Genomic DNA, 20,989 nt, shown 5'->3' on the forward strand with positions numbered 1-20,989 from the left:
GTTCCGGCTTTAGTACTTAAACTACAGTAAGCACTATCTTGCCTTGAATGCTTCCGTGGGCAGCTCTTTCGTGCGCCTTTTGAGTATCCGCAAGCGGAAACGTGCTGTCAATGGCGACACGAACAGTCCTATCATCGAGTAATCGGGCAAGTTCCGCTAACTGCGCGCCGCTTGAGCGTACCTGGGTGGCCGACACCGTTATGCCCAGCTTCGCGGCTTCCTCTGTGCCCGAAAAACCTAAAGGGAACACCGGGAATAAAGCTCCGCCGCGTTTCAATGTGCGCAAAAAACGGCCGGTGGTTGGCCCGCCAACACTGTCGATGACCAGATCAACGTCATGCACAACATCCTCGGGAATGGTCCTGGTATAATCGATGAATTCGTCAGCGCCGAGATCTCGCAGGAACGCTTCATGCTTACCCGATGCTACAGCGATGACGTGCGCACCCTTCCATTTTGCCAGTTGCACTGCAAAGTGCCCAACACCACCCGCCGCACCGTTAATGAGCACCGTTTTGCCTTCGAGCGGCACCGGCTCATGCTTGTTCGGCTGAAGCGGATTCTGCACGTTGTGGCCTACATCAATCATGAACTGCCATGCGGTGAGCAATGACATTGGCGCCGCCGCGGCATGTACGTGATCGATGCCGGCCGGCTTAAGCGCAACTTCCGATGCCGGCGCGGTGACATATTCGGCATAAGCCTGGCTGGGCCCGTAGCTGGGAAAGCGAACCATCGAATACACCTCATCACCGATGGCGAAGTCCTTAATATCGTCGGCGACCGCCTCGATGACGCCCGAAATGTCTGTCCCCAGAATTATGGGAAAGGGAACTTTTGGCTGCCACTCGGGTGGCAGCATTTTATATCCGTCGCGCAGATACCAGTCGGGCGGATTGAGACCGGCTGCATGAACCCGAACGCGTACTTCTCCTTGCTTAAGTCCGGGAATCGGCGCATCTTCATAGCGTAGCACTTCAGGGCCACCGAACTCATGCTGCCTGATCGCCTTCATTACTGCCATTTTATCTTTTGAATTTAAGTCCATTTTTTACTTATTAATGAGCTGCAAAGTTAAACGCAATGTTTACTTTTGGCAAGTATGTACTTATTTGTACCTTACATACTAAAAAGTTTCTAATGTTGAATATCAGCTATTTACGGAGAAATAAAATGAAAAATAAAGCAGAAATCCCCGAATGTATACAGAATTGTGGCGTTGAATATGCTTTCAAACGCATTGGCGGAAAATATAAAGGACGGATCTTGTGGCATTTGAGCTTGAAAACAGTACTGCGTTATGGCGAATTGAGCCGGACCTTGCCTGACATTACTACTAAAATGCTTACCCAAACTTTAAGGGAGTTGGAAGAGGATCAATTAATAATGCGAAAAATGTACCACGAAGTGCCGCCCAAGGTAGAATATTCATTGAGTGATACAGGGCAGGAATTAATTCCGTTTATTGAACATCTTCACAATTGGGGCAAGAAACAATTGGAAAACGAATCGTTGATTAACCAATAAAAGCTAATAGCAGTTTAAAAAAATATGACGTTCGTAAATAATGTCTATTAAATTACGCCTTTGTTGGAGTTGTCTCCAACAAAGGCGGAGGAGGATAATATTCAATCAATAATTGATGTTTCTGCTATCAACTGGCATCGGCTTGTTGGAGACAATTCCAACAAGGGCGGAGCGAAAGTTCCGATCCCAGGCTGATAGGTATTCTAAGTACATTGGAGCAATCTTAAAGACTGGCCGTGAGTTATTCAACCTGCCTATTAAAGTTTGAGATATGATTTGGCCGTATGTTGTTGACAGACTTTGCTTTGTTAAAAGATGTTAAATAAAAGGAGAAGCTAAAGCTATAATTCGGCGTTTATTTAAATTGCGTTAGATGCCCGTTTAATATTGCTGAATGAAAAAATATATCACCTGGATTCTTAGCCTGTTTATCCTACCCATTGCTCATGTTTGCAGCCAGCCTATCACAGCGGCAAAACATCAATTACTTACCGCTCATCAAATCGAAATAATTGTGGATACGGTTTGTGATAAAATCAAACAGGGATATGTTTATGCAGACAAAGGAAAAAAGATCAGCGATTACTTGCACACTCAGTTAAAAGCAGGCATTTATAATAAGTATACTAATCGTGATGAATTGGCCACAAAATTGACGAACGATATGCGCAGTGTTTGCTACGATGGTCATTTGGTGGTTCGTGTTGATGCAGATGCCCCTATCGGTCCTGTGCCCAATACACCTTCGCAACCCGATCCACACCCAGTACCACCCGAAGAAGAAAACTTTAATTTAAAAAAAATAGAAATTTTACCGGGAAACATAGGCTACTTTCGGCTTGATGGCTTTACCAGTAATAGAGAGGTATGGCCGGTACTCGAAAATGCATTGCATTTTTTGGAACGTAGCAAGGCATTAATTATTGATGTTCGCTACAACGGAGGTGGATCAGGAGGTATGGTGAATTTAATGGAGTGTTTTTTATTTAACAAAAAAACAGAAATGAATGGTTTCATTGACCGTTCTGGAAAAGATACTACTCATAATGAGGCAGACCCAGCAGCGGTCAAAGGCTTTACTTTAAATATGCCGATTTACATACTTACCAGTCACCAAACGTTTTCGGCTGCTGAGGACTTCGCCTATGGGATGCAAAGTGTGCACCGAGCCCAAACTGTAGGCGAAACATCCGGCGGCGGAGCGCATCCCACCGAGGATTCGCCAGTCGGTTATGGATTGATTATACGCGTTCCGTTTATGCGTTCGTATAATCCTTATACACATAAAGATTGGGAAGGCGTTGGTGTAGTACCCGATATTCGTTGTCCCTCAGAATTAGCTTTAGATATTGCGTTATCGAAAATTTATCAACAAGCCATTACGACAAGCAAAAACCTCGAAGAAAAAACGAAATATCAACGATTAAAAGATAAGATTACTCCGAAAAAAAGGTGAATGTACCATCCCTGTCACTACAAAAATACAATGGCACTTACGCTCAGCAATTCAAATTGTTTGTTAAGGGCGCCTAGATTTACTTAAGAATAACTTTACTTTGGAGCTCAATTCTGTAAATGCCGAAACTTTTTATAGTGGGCCGGAAGATGATTTGAAGTTATAATGATAAAATCCCGGACAAAAAAACGCTCAGCATTGAATATGTCATGGCTTAATGGAAATGAAATAACAATGTACAAGATCAATCAGTATTCAAAAATGGACTCGAACAAATTAGATAATTGAAGATAAAATTTTAAAACTTTCTATCATGCGGTTCGACTTTAGCCCTGTTCGGGCTACAAATAATACCAGTCCCTAAGGGAATCGAACCCTTTTTTGCGCTACTTGTAAATCGCTTAAAACCTTCAGTTGTTCCACCAAATGGTTCGAATTATGTCCAGTCTGGGGACTAGTCCGCAGTAAAATCCCTACAACTCGCCGTTGTTGAAGTTGTCTCCAACAAAACCTTCGGAGGATAATGTTCAATCAACCATTGATATTTCTGCTGTCAACTGGCATCGGCTTGTTGGAGATAACTCCAACAAGGGCGGAGGCAACCAGTCCGCTGCCTACACTTTCTGTTTTCTTGGTTTGATATGGGCGAAATCAATTGTTTTGGTAAAGTACTCATGTCCGAGAATCAATAATATGGAACTGCCAATATTCGCTTTCTGCATTATTGGCAACAAATCCCAGTTATTTGTGGCATGCAGATATACGGCATAATAAAAAATAAGCAGGCAAACAATATTGTAGAATTTAAAAAAATGAAGCCTTGTTTTCATAATAAATACCGTAATCACAATTATGCATGTCCAGAACAAAAAGCTGGAGATGGTGAGCATCAAATCATGCAAAGGAGTAATTACCAAAAACGTAAAAGGCATCGTTAGTATACCCACATACTTAAGGATGTTTGCTCCATTTCTATCCGGTAATTTTTTTGACATATTGACAAAGAAGATAGCACAACTTATTGTGTAGAAGAACATCCCTAAATAAGCCCAAATTCTGGAAGCGTTATGAGAACCATTTACCGCTGTTGTTTTAAACAGATTACTTATATAATTTCTTGTCCAATCAAAACCAATAGAGTTCTGATTTTCATACGTACCTCCCGGATAAACGGCGATTGCAATAGCGAGTAAAATCAACGAAATAGTTAGTCCAATTAGAACGGAATGTCTTTTTATCATGTATGAAATGTATGAGTTTGTAAGCTTCAAACAAAAGATACAACATTTGGTAAATTGTTACAAATTGACAAGCAGTATAATGGATTTTTTTCCTGCACCCTCGTTGGAGTTGTCTACAACAAAACCTTTGGAGGATAATGTTCATGTTTCTGCTATCAACGGGCATCGGCTTGTTGGAGACAACTCCAACAAAGGCGGAGTGATCATAAAAGCCGCAACAAACCCTACTATGTAAGTTGTAAAATTAATCAAGGCCTGTTTACCTCTTAGTAAACAGGCCTATTTAATTTACGCTATTCCCAATACTCTTATTTTAAAGAAATCTTGAATTACACGTAGGATTTTTATCAAGATAGCCATCTACCCAATTGATCCTAACTGATCAAGAACATTCAATTCCAACCATTCTTAGCAAGATGATGCTCGGTAACCCGAACAGGAGGTTCTTCGCACCTCATTTCCATGCAATCAATCCTAATGTTTTGATAAGATCTCAATATCCTGCTCTGTAAGATCAAGATTGCCAGCTTCGAGGTTTTCATACATATGGCTAATCGATTTGGTACCTGGAATGAGCAACGTATGCGGCCAGCGTCTTAAAAGCCAGGCTAGTGCTACCTGGGCTGTAGTTGCTTTATACTTTTGAGCAATCAACTGCACTTTATCTGCAACCTTATGTGGCCCGGATGCGAGCGGATACCACGGGATAAATGCCATTTGTTGCTGTGCAGTATAAGCCACAACCTCCTCCCATTGCCTGTCTGCAAGATTGTAAAGGTTTTGAACCGAGATTACCGGTAATATCGCACTTACCCGCTCTATCTGTTCAACTGTCACTTCAGATAAACCGATGTGTCTTATTTTCCCCGTATTCACAGCGTCTACCACCGGTGCCAGCGTATCTTCAACAGGTACATTTGGGTCGATTCGATGCAATTGCCATAGGTCAATTTTATCTAGTTTTAACCTTGACAGACTGCCTTCAATACTTTGGTGTATAAATTCAGGATCGCCGTTGATGACCCATTGGTTAGGGCCGGCCAGAGTTGCCCCGCCTTTAGTTGCAATGATCAAATTATCAGAATAGGGAAATAACGCTTCACCAATGAGTGATTCGTTAAGTTCAGGGCCATAGGCGTAGGCAGTATCTATAAAGTTCACTCCGGCCTTAACCGCTTCCTGCAGTACACGTTTCGCATTTTCGCGATCGTCTGATTCGCCATAGACACCGAAGCCACTAAGCTGCATAGCGCCGTATCCTAATCTGTTGACTTTCATATCACCACCTAGGTTATAGGTGAGCATTGATTTTTGATTACTCATTTTATTTGTATTAATTGTTAATGGTTATCACCAATTTACCTACCGTTCTGCCGGTTTCCATCTGGCTATGTGCAGCAGCCATTTGATCAAATAAAAAGACTTTGGATACATGCGAATGAATTTTGCGTTCACTTAAAAGTGTAGCTAAAGCTTGCATATCGTCACCATCCGAGTGAACAAGGTAAAAACCTCCATTGATATTCTTGTCTTTAACCTTTTGCATCACCTCATCGGTAAACTGACTAACGATGCTGATAATTCTACCGCCTTCTTTAATAATATCTATCGAGCGAAGGATATTCTCTATACCAAGGGAATCTAACACGAAATCAACCGGATTTTTAATATCTTCCAAACTTTGGGATTGATAATCAATGTGTTCATCCGCGCCAAGTGACAACACAAAGTCTTTGTTATTGGCTGAAGAAGTACCAATGACATAAGCGCCGAGATGCTTCGCCAGTTGCACTGCATAATGGCCCACGCCCCCTGAAGCGGCATGGATCAATACCCTGTCGCCGACTTTTATGCCTGCCTGATCTACTAAAACCTGCCACGCCGTAAGTGCCGCGAGCGTAGCCGCAGCTGCCTCGTGATGAGTAATGTTGTTTGGCTTTAACGTTAAATGGTTAGCCGGAGCAGCCACATACTCAGCATAAGCTTTACCAGCTCCGGGAAAATTGACCATTCCAAATACTTCATCGCCTGCTTTAAACAGAGGAGACTTTGATTCTGTTACCACGCCCGATATGTCCCATCCCAAAACCAGTTCAGCTTCTTTGCTAATGTTTCCATAACGAAATACACCCGCGCCGCCTCTTGTTTTTACATCTACCGGATTTATGCTGATGGCGTGTACTTTAACCAATACCTCGTCAATTTGCGGTGCAGGTACAGGTATTTCTTTAAATTTCAGGTTATCAGTAGAGCCTATCGCAGATAAAATTATTGCTTTCATATTTTTTTAATTATAAAAGCAAATATATACTAATTAAAAGCAATTAAAACAGTACATGTTTTCTATAATTCGGTACATTTGTGGATGTTTAAGGAAAATCTCTACCAGTCTTATTCCATTAATTTCGCAACGCTAGACGTTTGCCCTAAACCTGAGCATAAACACAGCTTTTTTGAATTGGTGTATGTACGTTCAGGCTCTGGCATGCAGTGTATAAATCAAAGTAAGTTTAAGTACCAGCCAGGTCACTTATTTCTCCTTACGCCAGACGACTGCCACTCATTTGATATTCATACCACAACGGAGTTTTTCTTTTTGCAGTTTAATGATATATATATCCGGAACAGCGGTTTCGCTACGGAGCACATCCGCCGGTTAGAATACATCCTGCAAAATGCCAATCACCAGCCCGGCTGCATCTTAAAAAATGTAACCGATAAAGCGTTGGTTCTTCCGTTGGTAGAAGCGATATACCGGGAAAATACAACCAGAGATCTGTATAACCAGGAATTGGTGCACCAGTTAATAAATACGCTTATTATCATCATAGCACGGAACATTGCAAAATATCTGCCTGAAAACGTATCTACTACTACGGAGAGTAAGGCGCTTGAAATTTTGCAATATATACAGCATAACATCTACTTCCCGGAGAAACTGAAAACGGAGAATCTAAGCGATGTTTTTGGGGTTTCAAGCGCTTATTTAGGCCGGTATTTTAAACAGCACACCCAGGAGACCATGATAGGTTATATCACTCAGTATAAAACCAGGCTCATTGAGCACCGCCTAAAATTCAGCGACAAGCGTCTAAATGAAATTGCCGGGGAGTTTGGCTTTACCGATGTAAGCCATCTTAATAAATACTTTAAAAAGCAAAAAGGCAATACATTAAAAGCCTATCGGGAGTTGGTTCGGCTATAAAGATAATATGCTCTTTTAAACCGGTTTAGGCCCGAATATCTTGTTATTTATGATAATTATTTCTTTAGCTTTAATAAAATCACCCGCTGTATATGAGCAATTCTACTAATTATAGATTCGCCAATTTCGTTTATCTCGCAACTATTAAGTAGTCAATAAAATGTCTAACAATCCCTGAAAGGAAATTGATAAAATCAGAGTTTAAAAAGAAGGATAATTTTCAAAGCAGGAATAAAAAATAGCCACAATTAAATTTTCCATAAGTTACTGCCACCCGATCATTCAATTACAAATTTCAATTGAATATTAAACTTCAAGTTTGTCCTGCCAGTCAAACGTTCCAATTCGCTTAGCAATCAACCAACGGTCACCGCTACGTATATAATCATCCTTATAAATAGCTCCGATAGTAGTCTTCGCCTTTGTTGGAGTTGTCGCCAGCAAAATCTTCGGAGGATAATGTTCAATCAACAATTGATGTTTCTGTTGCCAACTGGCATCGGCTTGTTGGAGACAACTCCAACAACGGCGAAAAATGCACGAATACCTTTTTGAAGATGCCTAATATGAAGTTCGCGCACCCATGAGTGGCGAGAATACAAATGGAAGAGTTTCTTGGATATCCCTTTCATCTTCAATTACCAAAACACGTTCCCATCATATCTATTTTTTGAAAATGGAATGGATTTTCTATAACCTAAGCGAATGCTGCTCAATTAGTTAAACATAAATCTGTTTAATCCGTTATTAAATTATGAAAAGTATAAAGATCATTTCAGGCAATACTGAACAGCAAGTGTGGACCGGTGTAGAGGCCACCCTGCAAGAAGATACACTTGATTATAACGTGTTAATAAAACAGGGAAAAATACAGATCGAACTATATATTGGCATCGACCTTGGCGGAGGCTTTGAAAGCGGCTCGGCGTTAACCCAGTTGAGTGCGGTTCTGTCGCATAAAAATACCTTCAAATTTGCCATACATGATAAAAGTTTTATTGACCAGGTTGGCAAGTTTTTTGGCATGGAGGATGTGGAGATTGGCTATCCCAGCCTCGATAAACATCTCATTATTAAAACTGATGATAAGACAAAGGTTCGGCATGCTTTTGCGGATGCAGATATACGAAAAGTTTTTTCTACGCTGGAAAGCTTTGATTGCGGAATTCATATCCATACCGATGAGAAGGACATACAACATGCTTATCTGGAACTAAACATTGATGAAGGTATTAATAAGCCTGCCGAATTACAAAAAATATATCATGCCTTTTATAAATTGCTGATGAATATTGAACATCAGTTAAAAGCCTGAGCTTAGCCCAGGCCCGGATAATATGTAATTGTGACGACAAGTAAGATGAAGATCCTATTGGTTTAATCTATTTCGGGAATACTCACGAAAATAATTAAAACCATCGTTAATTTGGGTTATTGCTTTTTTATGGCCACGCAGCACCAGCTTCCGTACCGCCCCTTTTTTCCTGCCCCTGCGAAGACCCCCGACCAAAAACCATAAAGATCTCGCCTTTGTTGGAGTTGTCTACAACAAAACCTTCGGAGGATAATGTTCAATAACCATTGATGGTTCTGCTATCAATTGACATCGGCTTGTTGGAGACAACTCCAACAAGGGCGAAAAAGACCCGTCCGAAACAAGGGATCTTGCGGCTGAACACCCGGCAGTAGTGCAGCAAATGCTTGATATTATGCGAAAACAACATACCGAGCAGCATAACTTCCCTTTTTGGGCTAATTGAACTGGTACCTGTAAATAATGGGAGCAGATGATGGTAGGTTCAAAATCTTTTTTGGGATGATACTATCAATCTTTTTAACCGTGATAATTTACCAATACATTGGTTATTAATGTTTTATGATAAGAAATCCTGTTTTACGCTTCAATTCACTTTTATCACTGTATTCAATTAAATAATAATAAGTACCGGGTTGTTGCATTGTGCCCGTAGTACTGGAGTGGCCATCGAAAACTTTATTGGCATTATCATAACCCCGGGTTTCATATATTTTAGCCCCATCGCTGTTAATTAGCACCACTTTGTTATCTGGATAAGCTTCAATATTTTCAATTAAAAGAACATCGTTTACCCCGTCGCCATTGGGTGACACCCCCTGGTGTACTTTTATCCGGCCATCTTTAGCAAAATAAGAGGCGGACATTTCAGTGTTTTTATTTACGGCCAGGCTGCTTGCAAAACTGGCCACTTGTTCGGCCCTTGTCATGATTATAACGTAGCTTTTCATGGTTATCCCATCCTGCGCGGTTACGGCGGTAGTAATGGTATTATTGCCAACTGTTAAAGGAATAGCCGGAGATGCAGAGCCAGACGGCACTGCTATACCGTTAACCTTTATAGTGGCATTCCCGTTATTGGCTACAGGACTCAGCGTAAATGAGGTGGTTCCGTTAGGTACTGTTGCGGTATAGTTATAAGTCTGTATCCCAAAGGCCGGCGTTAAAGTTCCGCTACTGGGTATCAGTTTGATGAGGTAGGCATTTGCCGATAGCGCAGCCGATACCCTGGTTACATTGATGGTGTAGGCTGTAGTAGTTACACTGTCGCCGGCGGTTATCAAAACAGTAATGGCCGAAGTGCCAACAGGCAATGGAATACTGCCAGATACATTACCCGAGCCTACTATTACTCCATTTACGGTTACTGTGGCACCTGCATCACCCGTGGTTGGCGTTACCGTAACAGCTGCCGTTGCATTGGCTACTGCCGTGCTATAAGTGGTACTACCGGTTGCAAATACGGGGCTTAACGTACCGCTGCTAATGGTTAAATTTGCCAGGCTTGAATTTGTGGAGGTGGTTGGCGGCGATCTGGTTATTACCATAGTATAAATCTTAGTGGTTACCCCATCCTGTGCGGTAGTTATGGTAGTAATGGTATTATTGCCAACTGTTAAAGGAATAGCCGGAGATACAGAGCCAGACGGCACTGCTATACCGTTAACCTTTATAGTGGCATTCCCGTTATTGGCTACAGGACTCAGCGTAAATGAGGTGGTTCCGTTAGATACTGTTGCGGTATAGTTATAAGTCTGTATCCCAAAGGCAGGCGTTAAGGCTCCGCTGCTGGGTATCAGTTTGATGAGGTAGGCATTTGCCGATAGCGCCGAAGAAACCCTGGTTATGTTGATGGTGTAGGTTGTGGTGGTTACGCCATCTTGCGCTACGACTATTATTGTAATAACATTAGAGCCCACATTAAGTGCTATCGGGCCGTAAGCCGACCCGGAAGTTACCGTTGTACCGTTGATTTTTATAGTTGAAGCAGTATCACTTTTAACAGGCCTTACGGTTATTGATGTGGTAGCATTGGCTACAGATACTGTATAACCGGTTACTCCACTGGCAAATGCCGGACTCAACGCTCCAGAATTGATTGTTAAATTTGAAAGCGTTGCAACTGATGAAAGCAGGCGGTTTGCTTTTACGGTATAGATTTTATTTGCGGGTTCAAATCCACCTTCGGTAATTGTTCCCAAATTTGGAACCGCAGTGTAGGCAAGCGGACTGTTAGCCGTACATTTATTGGTGTAAATGTAGCTGTAGGTATCTGGTACCGAATATGCTAAACTGTCGCCGGTTGAGGTACACTTGTAAAGCCACATATACGCGTTGCCCGGCGGAACCAAGCCCCCACCGTAATACGATGTATTCACAGCAAATCCCGCATTAAACCCGTTTTTTACACCATTAAAATGCCCAAGACTATTGGAACTTTCACAGCCGACTAAAAGGCTCAGCGGACTGGCATTCGCGTTTCCTACATCAATATAATTAGGGCCGTAATTAGCCGAATAGTTACAATTGATCCTTAACGTAACAACACCATAATGAGCACTTGACCCGTTTGCATTGGAGCCTGTGTAGGGATATTCTCCGTTTAAAAATGCCTTGCAATTTGTTTCAATGGCAAACGAGGCGTTGGCGATATAATTTGTGTTGTTAAACAAAACGTTATAGCCAAAACCATTGTCCTGTGTTCTGCTGGCGACACAGTTATTTGCCCAGTTTAATTTAGGGTAAACAACGGTCAATCCGTTACGTGAATCTAAAAACCGGCAATTATTAAATAACGATGTTAACTGGGGTGGTGTTGGCGTGGTTAAAATTGTATTTGGTTGCACATACACCCCGTGGCCGCCCATAAATGTAATACCTTCAACATATAATGTGCCCGCATCGCGTTGATAAATGGCATTATAGGTATTTATTAAAGGTAGAATATTGGCATCAGGGACACGCCCCAGATTGATAGTGATATTACCCGCCGCTATATAAACCGAATTTGGAGTAGCTGCTACCGCATCTGCCGATACCACCCATTGTAATTTCAAAGGGAATCCATAACTATCTTTTTGCGCCATATCAACTATATCCTGAGCACTGGCCACACTGGCAGTATAAATATTACCTATTGTATTTGTCCAAACAGTTGCCGTTGTGGGCGCGTTGGTGATAAACGTATTATCGGCCCCGGCACCAATGATGAAAACATCACCGGGCGTTGATTTAATAATATTACCCCAGCCTCCTTTTAAATAAGTGCCCGCTGCAAGGTAAATTAATGAAGCGCCGCGTCCTAAGGCATAGCTTATCGTCTTATAGGCATTTATCCCGGTTGATGATCCGTTTGTAGCTTTATCGGTACCATTAATATAATCCACATAAAATGGCTTTAAAGCCGCTATCCGCTGCGCCACCAGATCTTTAATTTGTATGCTTGTTGTAAACTTGTTATGCTGCTCTATAATTTGAAATGGCCTGAATGGAAACGACGCCGGATAGCTGAACAACCTGGAATTGCTCACTGTTGCTGTAATTGTATTTGGCCCTACATTTAGCGGTATAGGAGCAGATGCAGATCCTGTTGCTACCGGATTGCCGTTTATCATTACCGTTGCTGTGCTATCAGCAGTAAAAGGTGTTAAAGCAACCGACGCGTTGGTTAAATTTATGGTATAGTTTGTTGAATCCGGTGCAAATAAAGGCGTTAATACGCCCTTGCTGACGGTTAGATTAGCCAGATCGGGACCAGCCCTTGTAATGAAGACAGCATACATTTTAGCTACTGTGCCATCCTGTGAAGTAACTATTATTGTAATAATATTCTGTCCGGCTGTTAAAGAAATGCCGGGTGACGGCGTCCCGGATGGTAAAACCGCTCCATTCACAGTAACAGAAGCGTTCGCGTCGGCCGTTGTTGGCGTTATGATTATTGATGTAATTGTGCTACTCACATTTGCAGTATAATTAACCGTGGTTGATACAAAGACCGGCAACAAAGTACCGGTACTGATAACAAGGTTTGCGAGGTTTGCATTACTTGATAACGTAGCGCGCCTTTCCCGGGCCCTGGCACTGCACACCACGCCGAACAACTGCAAAAGAACAATTAATAAGATAAGGCTGCTTTTTAGCCGCGCTGTATTTTTATAGATGCATTTGTTAGCTGATCGAAATAACCTACTAATTTTCTTTTGTAAATATTTCTCCATAATAAATTTTAAAAAATCAACGGTGGCTTTGCAAGCCATACCCAGGTTTAGTTTATTCAATATCAGCTTTAAATATAAATAAAATAACTAAACAGGTATCAACAAAAACAGCAGCTTTGTTTAAGAACAAACGCCCCCCTTGGCGCAAGTATTGTGAGGCTGTCTGCGGGTTGATGACTTGTGACTTATTTTATAACATGTTGTAAAGCACAGGTCAGCCTACACACAAGACCTGCGCTAAATTGGGCTTAGGCTATGGCTAAAACACCACGGACATGGTGCAACATCAACCACGGGCTAAATTAAAAGATTACCCTTTTATGCCTTTTACATATTCGTTAAGCTTTTCTATATTTTGCTTTAATCCTTCGTCGGCTTTAAACGTTTTCACCACCTGTATAAATTGCTCATGTGTTTCAAAAAGCATATGCCAGCTAAGGAACGTTTGCCCGTCCTTGGCTTCAAATTCAATAGTGGCAACAAACTTAGGGCTGCTAACATGTTCATACACTATTTTTTTGAGCGGGATAATCTCTTTAAAGATGCTTTTGTTTGTATAATCGGTTCCGTCGGGGCCATGCATCACCAGGTCCCATTCGCCTCCGGGTTCAACATCCATTTTACAAATGGTGTTGGTGAAACCATTGGGTCCCCACCATTGGGCAATATGTTGGGGCTGGGTCCATACCTCCCATACCAGTTCAACCGGGGCATCCAATGTTCGTGTTAAGCGTAATTCGCGGTCGGTAGTGTTACTTTTTGTGTTTTCCATCTCTTTCGTTTTTTAATTGTACCACATATTTTTCAAGGTTATCTAATTTACTTTCCCAATGCTGCCGGTACTGGTCTACCCAGGTTGATACCTCACTGAGCTGATCGAGCCGGGCTTCGCAAAACCGGTCGCGCCCATGCTGCTTCACATTAATGAGGCCGCAATCGGCCAGGATCTGGATATGCAGCGAGATGGCCTGGCGTGTAACGGCAAAGTTTGCGGCTATGGTGTTCACGTTATGCGGCTGCGTAGCAATCATGTTAATTATGGCTCTTCGGGTAGGGTCGGCTATGGCCTGGTAAACGTCTCGTCGGGTTTTCATAATTTGCAAGTACTTACTTGCAAATATAAGCGCAAGCATTTACTTGCGCAAATTGTTTTTTAAATTAGATTTGAGATGTTAGATATGAGATTTGAGACATTTGAACAGCGGAAATCTGCGGCAGCGGGGGTGAAATCCCATGTCGTTGCGAGCGCAGCGCGGCAATCGCGAACTGCACATAGCCACCACGCAAATCATTTTTGACTTTTGAATTTTAACTTAAACCGGCGGCGTAGGCCGCCGGTTTGCACAATGTCATAAAATAAAATTCAATTTGGATATATGTAGTTAACTACGTAGATTTGTACATAAATTAATTAGTATGGATACTTCGCTTGAAATTACACCGCTTGATAATGCTTACTGTGAGCAGATTATTGATATAATACTACCTATACAGCAAATAGAATTTAACGTGCCCGTAACGCTTGAAGGCCAGCCCGACCTGCTTGATATTGAATCAAACTACCACCAAACCGGCGGCAACTTCTGGGGTGCCAAATACGATGGGCAACTCGTAGGCACCATAGCCCTTATTGCTATTGACGGTAACGCTGGGGCCTTGCGTAAAATGTTTGTCCGCAAAGAATACCGTGGCAAAGAATTGGGCATTGCTCAGCGCCTGCTTGATGAGCTGATTGCCTATTGCAAACAAAACCAGATAACGGCCGTATACCTGGGCACGGTTGATATGCTGAAAGCCGCCCATCGTTTTTACGAAAAAAATGGCTTTACCCAACTGGCCAAACAGGATTTGCCCGAATCATTCCCGCTGATGGGTGCCGATAATATTTTTTATCAATTACATTTGAACAATTAATAACCGGGTACAAATGAACGTTATAGATGAATCGGGAATTTTAGCCATCTCCACCAGGCTGCAGCGCCTTGCCGATACGCTGCGCAAGGATGGGGTGCTGATATACAAAGCCAACAATATCGATTTTGAGCCTAAATGGTTCCCGGTTATTTATACCCTGCATTTTAAACCCGTTTTAAGCGTGGTTGAAATAGCCAACGAAATTGGCTATACCCACCCTTCCACCATCAGCCTGTTAAAAGAGCTGGAAAAAGAAAAGCTCATCCGCTCAAAAAAAGACAAGGCCGATGAGCGCAAACGTCTTATCCAGCTAACCGCAAAAGGCCAGGAACTGGTGGAACGCATGCGCCCCGTTTGGGAAATTATAAAAGCCGCCGCAACCGAACTTACCGATACCCAAAACAACCTCATGAAAGCCATAGCCGAGGTAGAAGAACAGGTAAATCAGCAAAGTTTTTTTGCCCGGGCGCAGCGTTTAAAGTCGGCAAAATGATTAGCATTTTTTTTTCTTGATATTTCTCTATAATTGTTGGTTAATTATGGTTTAATGTCCCAGTTTTCTGAATATTTTGTCGTTTTTTTTCGATAAAAATCTCCACTTGCTATTGCTGAGTAATGCAGCCATAAACAACTACCATCTTACTGATATTATCTGGTCGGATAAACAAAAGCCCCCCATTTTTGCTTTATATAAAATATTGCAAACCACAAACCAAACTGCCGGCCGCAAACCGCCAACTGCTAACTAAATTTGCTATTTTTACACTACACATGGATTTTAATTTAACTTCCCAATACTTTCCCACCGGCGATCAGCCCGAAGCCATCAGGCAGCTGGTTGAGGGCGTAAACAACGGCGATCCATTCCAAACACTCTTGGGTGTTACCGGGTCGGGCAAAACGTTTACGGTGGCCAATGTAATTCAGCAAACGCAAAAGCCTACCTTAATACTTAGTCATAATAAAACCCTCGCGGCGCAGCTTTATGGCGAGTTTAAGCAGTTTTTCCCCGAGAACGCGGTGAACTACTTTGTATCCTACTATGACTATTACCAGCCCGAGGCGTTTATAGCCACCACCAATACGTATATAGAAAAGGACCTGCAGATAAACGAGGAAATAGAAAAACTGCGTCTACGCACTACGTCCGCCCTGATGTCGGGCCGCCGGGATGTCATAGTAGTATCCTCTATATCATGCATTTATGGCATGGGCAACCCCGAGGATTTCGCTCAATCGGTTTTCAAATTTGCTGTAGGCACCCGCATCAGCCGGAATGCCTTTTTACACCGACTGGTAGAGATCCTTTACGCCCGCACCACGGCCGACTTTAAACGCGGCACCTTCCGGGTTAAGGGTGATACGGTTGATATTTTCCCGGCCTACATGGATCACGCCTACCGCATCTCCTTCTTTGGTGATGATATTGAGGAGCTTACCACTTTTGACGTGAGCACCGGCAAAACAATCGAAAAAATGACACATATGGTGGTTTACCCGGCCAACCTGTATGTAGCTCCGCGTGAGCGTTTTGTACAATCCATCTGGGCCATACAGGAAGAGCTGGAGACCCGAAAAAAACAATTTATAAACGACGGCCGTTTCCTGGAAGCCAAACGCCTGGAAGAAAGGGTTAATTACGACCTGGAGATGATCCGCGAGCTGGGCTACTGCTCGGGTATCGAAAACTACTCCCGCTTTTTTGATGGCAGGCTACCCGGTGCCCGCCCGTTCTGCCTGCTTGACTATTTCCCCGATGATTACCTGATGGTTATAGATGAAAGTCATGTTACCGTTCCGCAGATCAGAGCCATGTATGGTGGCGACAGATCGCGTAAAATGTCATTGGTTGATTATGGTTTTCGTTTGCCCGCAGCTTTGGATAACCGCCCGCTAAACTTCCAGGAGTTTGAAAAGCTTGCCCCCCAAACCGTATACGTAAGCGCTACACCTGCTGATTTTGAGTTGGAAAAATCGGGTGGCGTAGTTGTTGAACAGGTGATACGCCCAACCGGCCTGCTTGATCCTATCATCGAGATCCGCCCGGTGATAAACCAGGTAGATGACCTGCTGGATGAAGTGGACCGCACCATAAAAATGGGCGACCGCATACTGGTTACCACCCTCACCAAACGCATGGCCGAAGAGCTGGCCAAATACATGGATAGGCTGGGGATCAAATGCCGTTACATCCACTCGGAAGTTAAAACGCTGCAGAGGGTGGAGATACTAAGGGGGCTGCGTCTTGGTGAATTTGATGTACTGATAGGTATCAACCTGCTACGCGAAGGGCTCGATCTGCCCGAAGTATCCTTAGTGGCTATTCTTGATGCTGATAAGGAGGGTTTCCTGCGGTCGGAGCGCTCATTGATCCAAACCATTGGCCGCGCAGCACGTAACGACCGCGGGCGGGTAATTATGTATGCCGATAAAATAACCGATTCGATGCAAATAACCATGGACGAGACCAATCGCCGCCGTGAAATACAGATTGCTTATAATACTGCGCATGGGATTACACCAACAACAGTAGGTAAAACCCGCGAAGAGATCATGGAGCAAACATCGGTTGTTGATTTTAAGGGAGGAGTACAAAAAGCTTACGTGGAGGCCGATATGGCAACACTGGCCGCCGACCCGATTGTGCAGTACATGACCAAACCCGACCTGAAAAAATCAATAGATAACACCAAAAAAGAAATGCTTGCCGCCGCCAAAAACATGGATTTTTTATTAGCCGCCAAGCTTCGTGATGAAATGTTTGCACTGGAAAAAATGATGGAGGAGAAATTTTGATTTGAAAATTTGTCGATTTGAAAATTTGAAAATAACAGTCACAGCATCTTCAAATTTTCAAATTGCCTGATCCTCAAATTAATGCTAACACCATATTCAAACAATTTTACCGTTATATACTTATATTTGTAAGCTTAAAGTTAAATCAAGATGCTACTCATTCGTTTCCTGATCATATCAATTTGTATTTTATACATCATTCGCACTTTAATGCGATATTTAATACCTGTGCTTTTTCAAAGCGTTGTAAACAAAGCGCAACAGCATGCACAACAGCAACACAACTATCGCGAGCCTAAAAAACCAGAAGGCGCCATAAAGGTTGATTACATCCCCGAAGGCAAAAAAAGCAAGTTACCCGACTCTGAAGGCGAGTTTGTTGATTATGAAGAAATAAAATAAACCAGCATGCTGCCCGACGAAATATACAAACGACGCCCTAACCATAACAACACCCCCGAGTCGATAACCCTTATTATTGCAAACTTTATTGTATTTGTAGTAGCAACCCAATTGTTTGTGACCTGTAGTAAGATCAATACTTTTTTTTGGGTGATAGTTGGTGCATTAGCCGTTTACAATTTTTTTAACATTCGTAAATACCGCGAGGATTACTATAAACCACAGGTTATAGCTTACGTTTTAAGCCTGGTGATAATGGCAATCTTCTTTTTTGTGATGCGTGGCCGTTCCCAGGGCTGCTAAGTAATTCCTTTACAACTAATAATTCCTAATCCCGTTCAAATTTCTATTTTTGAGGATTGTATTATCCATTTCAAAAAACTTAAATGAATAACTGGCTCAAGCGTAATAGTGTTCACCTCATTATTGTAGCAATTTTAATTGCAATTTCCTTCGCTTATTTTTTTAGCCCCTTAACCCAGGGAAAAGTATTATTCCAAAGCGATGTATCTCAGGCGCAATCTATGCAAAAAGAGATCAATGATGTTAGGGCAGCAACCGGGCATTCCCCCTTGTGGACAAACCAGATGTTTGGTGGTATGCCTGCTTACCAGATCTGGGCTCCTTTTCCATCAAACATTACAACGCATGTGATAGCTGCTTTAAAAGCTGGTTTCCCTAACCCGGTTGATACCGTATTGCTTTACCTTTTAGGGGCATACCTATTGTTCAGCGTGTTACGACTATCGCCATGGCTTGCAGCAGCCGGAGCAATAGCTTTTGCCTTTTCATCCTACAATTTTATTTACATAACGGCAGGGCACGCCAACCAGGCCTATGCAATAGCGTTTTTTGCACCAATATTAGCAGGTATTATTTTAACGCTACGTGGCAGATACCTGTTAGGGGCATCACTCACTGCTTTTTTCCTGGCAATGGAAATAAGGAGCAACCACGTGCAGATGACCTATTACCTGTTGCTGGCTATTGCAATTTTACTGGGTATTGAACTTTATCACGCTATAAAGGATAAACAAACCAAGCCGTTTTTAAAAGCCATTGGCTTCTTAGCTGCGGGCACTTTATTAGCTATGGCTGTAAACGCAAGCACACTTTGGACCACTTATGAGTATAGCCAATACACCATCAGAGGTAAAGCCAATTTAACCTCAAAAGGTAACGCCGGGCCAAATCATGGGCTTGATAAGGACTACGCTTATAACTGGAGCCAGAGCGTGAGCGAATGCTTTACCTTTTTAATTCCCAATGCTTATGGCGGCGGCACCAGCACAGTTGTTGGTGAGGATTCAAAAGCTGTAAAAACACTTACTGATAATGGCGTCGATCCGGGACAGGCACAGGGTTTTGTATCACAATCATTATATTATGGTAATAAGCCAAGCACATTTGGCCCGTGGTATTTTGGCGCCGCAATATGCTTCCTGTTTGTTTTGGGCTTGCTGATAGTTAAAAACCGTATAAAATGGTGGCTGCTAAGCGCTGTTTTATTAAGCATGCTTTTATCATTCGGTAAAAACCTGCCCTTCCTCTCCGACTTCTTTTTCAACTATGTACCCATGTACAACAAGTTCAGGGCGGTTGAGTCAACTTTGGTAATTGCAGCGTTTTGCTTCCCTATACTGGCCCTGTTAGCAATAAACGAAGTTATAACCAATACAGATAAAGCCTTAATTTTTAAGCGTGCCAAAATAGCTTTCTACATAACCGGTGGCTTGTTATTGATTATGATTGCTATACCTGATGTTATTTTGAGCTTTAAATCAGATGAGCATTTAGCCTTCGTTAACAACCTTACCCAAATATTTAAAGGCAATTCAGCATTAGCTAATACGGTAGCAGGCGGACTGATTGATGACAGAATAAGCCTGGAACGTGCCGATGCCATCCGTTCACTCATATTTGTATTATTAACCGCCGGCCTGGTATGGTTGCTCATCAAACAAAAGATAAAAACAAATATTGCAGCATTAGTTTTGGCCGGTATTGTTTTATTTGACATGTGGGGCGTTGATAAACGCTATTTAAAGGACACAAATTTTGTCGCAAAATCCGACATGGAACAGCAATACACCCCGCGTGAGGTTGATCAGTTTATCATGAAAGATACCGACCCTAATTTCAGGGTATTTGATATGACTTCAGGAGATCCATTTCACGATTCACATTCATCTTATTTTTATAAAACAGTGGGAGGTTTTCATTCGGCAAGACTAAGAAGATTTGATGAACTTATTGAGAACCAATTCAGCAAAAGCGTAAACCGCGATGTGCTGGATATGCTGAACACTAAATACATTATAAACGCCGATCCAAAAACGGGTAATGCCGGTATGCAGGCCAATCAAACTGCATGCGGAAATGCATGGTTTGTAAAAAGCATAAAATTTGCGCAAAATGCGGACGAKGAAATGCAGGCTATCAGCAGTTTTTCGCCAAAAGATGAAGCTATTGTTGACAAGCAATATAAAAGCATGATTGATGGCAAATCTGTTGGAACAGACGCCACAGCAACCATAAAACTAACAAGCTATACTCCCGAACACCTTGTTTATCAAAGCGGTTCAACGGTAGCACAGGTTGCTGTATTCTCAGAGATCTACTACGATAAAGGATGGACAATGACGATTGATGGAAAAGAAGAGCCTTATTTTCGTACAGACTATCTTTTACGGGCTGCCGTGATACCTATTGGTAACCATAAAGTTGAATTCACCTTCCATCCTACATCATATTATGCAGGCGAAAAGATCTCGTTAGCCGGATCAATACTACTCGTACTGGCTCTTGGAGGTGCGGTGTACGCCGAAACCAAAAAGAAAACAGTTGCTAAACCAGTTGCAAAAAAGGTTTAAATAATTTTTTTCAGGATAAAAAAGCGATGGGTGTTTAACTCAT

General features: G+C 42.4%; 18 protein-coding genes. 11 read left to right on the forward strand and 7 right to left on the reverse strand.

All coding sequences use genetic code 11. The annotated features are described in order from the left end of the window. Positions 1-16: 16 nt before the first annotated feature. Positions 17-1,048 carry an NADP-dependent oxidoreductase gene (locus tag AC1DO4_RS06120; protein ID WP_477413888.1) on the reverse strand — a complete coding sequence of 344 codons (1,032 nt, stop codon included), beginning with the start codon at positions 1,046-1,048 and terminating at the stop codon, positions 17-19. Between the two features lie 125 nt (positions 1,049-1,173). Between AC1DO4_RS06120 and AC1DO4_RS06125 the strand changes: the two genes are divergently transcribed. Further along, entirely contained in the window at positions 1,174-1,527 is a 354-nt protein-coding gene (locus tag AC1DO4_RS06125) for a winged helix-turn-helix transcriptional regulator (RefSeq protein ID WP_477413890.1), read from the forward strand. Positions 1,528-1,921: 394 nt separating this feature from the next. Then, the gene (locus tag AC1DO4_RS06130) at positions 1,922-2,983 is read left to right on the forward strand and encodes a S41 family peptidase (protein ID WP_477413892.1); all 1,062 of its coding nucleotides are present in this window, start codon (positions 1,922-1,924) and stop codon (positions 2,981-2,983) included. A gap of 614 nt (positions 2,984-3,597) precedes the next feature. On the opposite strand, the gene AC1DO4_RS06135 is transcribed toward AC1DO4_RS06130, so the two are convergent. Beyond that, on the reverse strand, positions 3,598-4,224 hold the full coding sequence (locus AC1DO4_RS06135; RefSeq protein ID WP_477413894.1) for a hypothetical protein: 627 nt from the start codon (positions 4,222-4,224) through the stop codon (positions 3,598-3,600). Positions 4,225-4,303: 79 nt separating this feature from the next. Here AC1DO4_RS06135 and AC1DO4_RS06140 point away from each other — a divergent pair, with 79 nt between their 5' ends. Continuing rightward, entirely contained in the window at positions 4,304-4,459 is a 156-nt protein-coding gene (locus AC1DO4_RS06140; RefSeq protein ID WP_477413896.1) for a hypothetical protein, read from the forward strand. 239 nt (positions 4,460-4,698) lie between these two features. On the opposite strand, the gene AC1DO4_RS06145 is transcribed toward AC1DO4_RS06140, so the two are convergent. Together AC1DO4_RS06145 and AC1DO4_RS06150 are read right to left on the reverse strand one after the other, a co-directional pair. After that, complete coding sequence (locus AC1DO4_RS06145) at positions 4,699-5,547, reverse strand: aldo/keto reductase (RefSeq protein WP_477413898.1); 849 nt, start codon at positions 5,545-5,547, stop codon at positions 4,699-4,701. 10 nt (positions 5,548-5,557) lie between these two features. Further along, a complete protein-coding gene (locus AC1DO4_RS06150) occupies positions 5,558-6,505 on the reverse strand; it encodes an NADP-dependent oxidoreductase (RefSeq protein WP_477413900.1) in 948 nt (315 codons plus the stop codon). A gap of 84 nt (positions 6,506-6,589) precedes the next feature. Here AC1DO4_RS06150 and AC1DO4_RS06155 point away from each other — a divergent pair, with 84 nt between their 5' ends. Both AC1DO4_RS06155 and AC1DO4_RS06160 read left to right on the forward strand, forming a co-directional pair. Continuing rightward, positions 6,590-7,429: a helix-turn-helix domain-containing protein gene (locus AC1DO4_RS06155; protein WP_477413902.1), complete on the forward strand. Its 840-nt coding sequence runs from the start codon at positions 6,590-6,592 to the stop codon at positions 7,427-7,429. A gap of 754 nt (positions 7,430-8,183) precedes the next feature. Then, a complete protein-coding gene (locus AC1DO4_RS06160; protein ID WP_477413904.1) occupies positions 8,184-8,744 on the forward strand; it encodes a hypothetical protein in 561 nt (186 codons plus the stop codon). A gap of 551 nt (positions 8,745-9,295) precedes the next feature. Here the strand turns inward: AC1DO4_RS06160 and AC1DO4_RS06165 are convergent. From AC1DO4_RS06165 to AC1DO4_RS06175, 3 genes are all read right to left on the reverse strand, one after another. Further along, a complete protein-coding gene (locus AC1DO4_RS06165) occupies positions 9,296-13,000 on the reverse strand; it encodes a cadherin-like beta sandwich domain-containing protein (RefSeq protein ID WP_477414135.1) in 3,705 nt (1,234 codons plus the stop codon). Positions 13,001-13,271: 271 nt separating this feature from the next. Further along, on the reverse strand, positions 13,272-13,733 hold the full coding sequence (locus AC1DO4_RS06170) for an SRPBCC family protein (RefSeq protein ID WP_477413906.1): 462 nt from the start codon (positions 13,731-13,733) through the stop codon (positions 13,272-13,274). After that, on the reverse strand, positions 13,714-14,055 hold the full coding sequence (locus AC1DO4_RS06175; protein ID WP_477401562.1) for an ArsR/SmtB family transcription factor: 342 nt from the start codon (positions 14,053-14,055) through the stop codon (positions 13,714-13,716). Before AC1DO4_RS06175 ends, AC1DO4_RS06170 begins: the two co-directional genes overlap by 20 nt. Positions 14,056-14,377: 322 nt before the next feature. Here AC1DO4_RS06175 and AC1DO4_RS06180 point away from each other — a divergent pair, with 322 nt between their 5' ends. The 6 genes from AC1DO4_RS06180 (at position 14,378) to AC1DO4_RS06205 (ending at position 20,946) form a co-directional block, all read left to right on the forward strand. Next, positions 14,378-14,875 carry a GNAT family N-acetyltransferase gene (locus AC1DO4_RS06180; RefSeq protein ID WP_477413908.1) on the forward strand — a complete coding sequence of 166 codons (498 nt, stop codon included), beginning with the start codon at positions 14,378-14,380 and terminating at the stop codon, positions 14,873-14,875. Positions 14,876-14,888: 13 nt separating this feature from the next. Then, entirely contained in the window at positions 14,889-15,368 is a 480-nt protein-coding gene (locus AC1DO4_RS06185) for a MarR family winged helix-turn-helix transcriptional regulator (RefSeq protein ID WP_477413911.1), read from the forward strand. 278 nt (positions 15,369-15,646) lie between these two features. Beyond that, positions 15,647-17,671 (forward strand): excinuclease ABC subunit UvrB, encoded by a 2,025-nt coding sequence (gene uvrB / locus AC1DO4_RS06190; RefSeq protein WP_477402949.1) that lies wholly within the window; start codon positions 15,647-15,649, stop codon positions 17,669-17,671. Between the two features lie 150 nt (positions 17,672-17,821). Continuing rightward, the gene (locus AC1DO4_RS06195) at positions 17,822-18,073 is read left to right on the forward strand and encodes a DUF4834 family protein (protein WP_477402947.1); all 252 of its coding nucleotides are present in this window, start codon (positions 17,822-17,824) and stop codon (positions 18,071-18,073) included. Between the two features lie 6 nt (positions 18,074-18,079). Continuing rightward, the gene (locus tag AC1DO4_RS06200) at positions 18,080-18,376 is read left to right on the forward strand and encodes a hypothetical protein (RefSeq protein ID WP_477413913.1); all 297 of its coding nucleotides are present in this window, start codon (positions 18,080-18,082) and stop codon (positions 18,374-18,376) included. 83 nt (positions 18,377-18,459) lie between these two features. Further along, positions 18,460-20,946 (forward strand): YfhO family protein, encoded by a 2,487-nt coding sequence (locus AC1DO4_RS06205; RefSeq protein WP_477413915.1) that lies wholly within the window; start codon positions 18,460-18,462, stop codon positions 20,944-20,946. Positions 20,947-20,989: the final 43 nt, after the last annotated feature.

It is taken from the genome of Mucilaginibacter sp. P5_A6 (assembly GCF_056400585.1).